A 3,423-nucleotide genomic window follows, 5' to 3' on the forward strand; every position below is an offset into this window, starting at 1 on the left:
ATTCCTTTGCTCGAGTGACTTTCGCGGGTCTCTCGAAGAATCACGCGATGACCTTCATTCATCCGGCTACGACACGCCGGTACCGCTGATCAGGTCCGACTCGTACACCACTCTGCTGGACGCAACCCCAGACATCGCCGAAACACCGTAAGTCGGTGTGCTCCTGCAGAAACGAGATCGCCGTACCCGCCGCTAGACCCTGCGCGGCCAGGGCGTCCAGCAGGGTCTGGGTGGTAGGCGCGTGATCTCGGTCAGCGACACGATTGAGGGCCGAGAGAACGGCGCGGATGCCGCCAGGCTCTTGAGTGGTTTCAAGCCACTGGTGCCGGCGGGCGTACGGGCCGGCAAAATGAAGCAGGAACTCCGCAATCCCGCCTTCGGGATCAACTCCCAACCGGCACAATTCGACGCTCACCGCGGCGGTTGGTGCACAGGGACCAACCGCACGGCGGAGGGCGGCTGTCTGTTCGGCCACCTCTTGGTGGGCGGGATCGGCCAGAAGTTCTCGCACACGATCGAGCGCACGCGGCAGATTGCGTGCCACGGAGGTAGCACTGACACCGAGCCGGTCGGCCACAACCTGTAGCGGTTCGGGCTGTAGCGCCCATACCCGCCGAGCCAAGATGGTGCGGTCGTAGTGGCTGAGCTGACCGATTAGGCGTGTCGCCGCTGCCTCAGCGCCCACCGGTCCGGCCGCACCGATGTAGCGTGTTACCCGGACTGCTTCACCTGCGGTGTCGATGAGCGCCTCCACCGCCGTCACGCCGAGCTTGGGCAGCTCGAGCAGTGATTCAGGCGTCTGGCGAGCCACATCTGCCCATCGTGGAAAGCGGTCAGCGTAGCGGCCCAGCTTCCTTGGTAGTCGGCTGTATGGGATCGCAAACTGGGCGATGCTATCCATGTCCTCAATCAGGTCGCACAGTGCAGTTCCGAGTATGTCGTCAGTCTGCATCCATGCGGGAGGCAGAACGGACGGCAGATCAAGCCGTTTCAGCGATGCCGCCCCGACTCCCGTCGCAACCCGACCTTCTCTCACATCCCAATTTTATGGCCGCTTTCGTGGCTCAACTGCACCAATTCATTCTCGGACTCGGCGGCGCCCCGCCGCGCATTATCGTGACCGGGTGTCACGGGCCCGGTTCGACCTCTCGCCGGAGTCGCACGGCTGGGCGCGGTTGGCGCGTTATGCGTGGGACGTGGATGAAGGGGTCCTTCGCCGACCCGGTGAGCCCGGGTACGCGTTTCGCGGTGCGGCTGGCGGTCGGGTGGAGATGATCGAGCTGACTGATGACGGCCCGGGGGAGCGGATGTTCTACGCGGCCGACGCAACGGTGATGGAGTGCTTTGTGTTCACCGTTTTGGGTGATGATGTGCGCGACGACCTGGACTTGCCGTACTTGGAGTTTCCGGCAGGGCCGGCGGATATCGCGCCCCACTACCACCTGGGGGAGGTGGTTAACGGCTGGCGGACGCTGCTCTGTGCAGGTTCGCCAGTCGCCGCCGCACCCGGCGACCATGCCAGCCTGTCGGTCCTGGTTCCGTTGTCACACTGCCTTGGCTTCGGCCTCGACGAACTCAAGCAGTCGTTTCTTCACCAGCGCGGCGCCCCCCTGCTCCGGGGAGGGCGATACGCACCGCGGCCGCGGTGACTGTTGCCGCGGCCCGTTCCTTCCGAACATCGGCGACCAATTCATCGGGGCCAGAAGCGAATTCGCGTTGGCTCGTCGTCAAGGCGACGGTAGGCGGTGTGCCCGCACTCCTCGCACGTCCGGGTCGACGTCGCGATGGTCCACTGTCCGGTCGGCGGGGTCCCGCGCCCGCTGTAGGACTGGCCCCGAATGGGGATGAGGCCGTCGTCGGACCAGGGGAGCCCGCAGCGTGGGCAGTGCATCAGCATGGTGCAAATCCAGCGTCCTTCGGCTAGTCGGACCAGCCCCGAGGTGAACCACGACCACGACGCACCCATACAGCAAGAATCGCACAGGTGTTCGAATACATGCCGCGGGCCGGTCCCTTACCCATACCCCCGGGGTACCGTCGAGCAGGTGGCCAGGCAGTTGTTGGACCCGGCGCCCAGGGCGCCGGCACCGATGCTGGCCACGCTGCGGGCTGCACCCGTGCGGGGTGACAATCTGGCCACCGAGTGGAAGTGGGATGGCCAGCGCGCGACGGTGATCGTCAGCGGGACGGACGTGCGGGTGCTCTCGCGCAACGGCGCGGACGTCAGTTCTCTAGGGGTCTTTCTGTCCCCAACGCACTTACCGCTAGTCAGTGCGTTGCGCGCCTATAAACAAGTGCCGCAGGTGTTGCGCACGGGAAGCTTCCGAGGCCAGTCTGTCAATATCGATCTATGTCGAATCCAGGGGTGCCGCGGTCGCCGCCTGTGGTGCGGTCACTTTATTGAGCCCACTTGACATTTCACCCGAGACACTCGCTCCTATCATCGTTCAGTGACGATGAATAGCCGTGGTGGTGATGCAGCTGCCTTCGAACCGCGCTGGGGCGGTTCGGCGCTGCTGCGGCCGGGGGTGTTGGCCTTCACCGGATCGATCGGCCCTACGGATGTGCATGCCCACCATGCCGTTCAGATCATCACGGCGACGACGGCGTTGACGGTGCTCGACGAACAGGGTGCGCAACACCGGGGCACAAAGGTGGTCGTGCCCGCCGACGCGCCGCACCGGATCGAGGTCGGCGCCCAGGAGGGCACGGCCATATTCCTGGAGCCGGAGTCCACGCCGGGACAGGCCGCACACTCCCGCGCCGTCCGCTACGGGTGGACCGTCACCCCGGTCCTGACCTTCACCCGGCGAAGAGCCTTGGCCACCGTGGTCGACGAGCTGGTTGCGCACCTGGCGCCCGCCACCGCCGACCACGGCGCGGCGGCACGGCATCCGGCCGTTGATGACGCCCTGCGGCGGTTGCCGGACTTGGTGGCGGCGGGCCCGGTCAGCGGTACGGATGTGGCTGCCCTGGTGGGGCTTTCGGTGAGCCGGTTCACCCATCTGTTCACCGAGCAGGTTGGCATTCCGTTGCGCCGCTATGTGTTGTGGTCGCGGTTGCGGGCCGCGATCATTCGGGTGCAGGCCGGTGATGACCTGACCGGCGCGGCGCACGGTGCGGGGTTCGCCGACAGCGCCCACCTAACCCGGACCACCCGTGAGATGTTCGGCCTGCCACCCTCGGTGCTGAGCCGGCACGTCTCCTGGGATCTCGACCAGGCCAGCGGGTAGCCGAATCGTTCAAGCCGCCGCACGGCGGTGACCGCAACGATTCACAGCATGAGCACGATTACTTTGTGGTTCCCCCGAAATCGTGGAGGGTTTCCTATGCCGCTTCGGGCTTGGTCTTGGATTCCCTGATCTCGTAGTTGACGGGCGATAGCCCGTCGGCGGCACTGTGGCGGCGTTGGTGATTGTAGAA

The 3,423-nt window shown here is 65.5% G+C and carries 3 protein-coding genes; 2 read left to right on the forward strand and 1 reads right to left on the reverse strand.

Features of this window, described 5'->3' with window-relative positions; genetic code table 11:
• Positions 1–58: 58 nt before the first annotated feature.
• On the reverse strand, positions 59–811 hold the full coding sequence (locus tag HPC46_RS33910) for a hypothetical protein (RefSeq protein WP_179476369.1): 753 nt from the start codon (positions 809–811) through the stop codon (positions 59–61).
• Between the two features lie 313 nt (positions 812–1,124).
• Between HPC46_RS33910 and HPC46_RS35685 the strand changes: the two genes are divergently transcribed.
• The gene (locus HPC46_RS35685; RefSeq protein WP_179476370.1) at positions 1,125–1,649 is read left to right on the forward strand and encodes an Imm61 family immunity protein; all 525 of its coding nucleotides are present in this window, start codon (positions 1,125–1,127) and stop codon (positions 1,647–1,649) included.
• 807 nt (positions 1,650–2,456) lie between these two features.
• A complete protein-coding gene (locus HPC46_RS33920) occupies positions 2,457–3,233 on the forward strand; it encodes a helix-turn-helix domain-containing protein (protein ID WP_179476371.1) in 777 nt (258 codons plus the stop codon).
• The last annotated feature ends 190 nt before the right edge of the window (positions 3,234–3,423 follow it).

The organism is Mycolicibacterium vinylchloridicum (genome assembly GCF_013404075.1).
Taxonomy (GTDB): domain Bacteria; phylum Actinomycetota; class Actinomycetes; order Mycobacteriales; family Mycobacteriaceae; genus Mycobacterium; species Mycobacterium vinylchloridicum.

Coding starts and splice junctions, on each gene's coding strand:
- HPC46_RS33920 (WP_179476371.1), top strand. CDS start 2,457: ATGAATAGCCGTGGTGGTGATGCAGCTGCCTTCGAACCGCGCTGGGGC.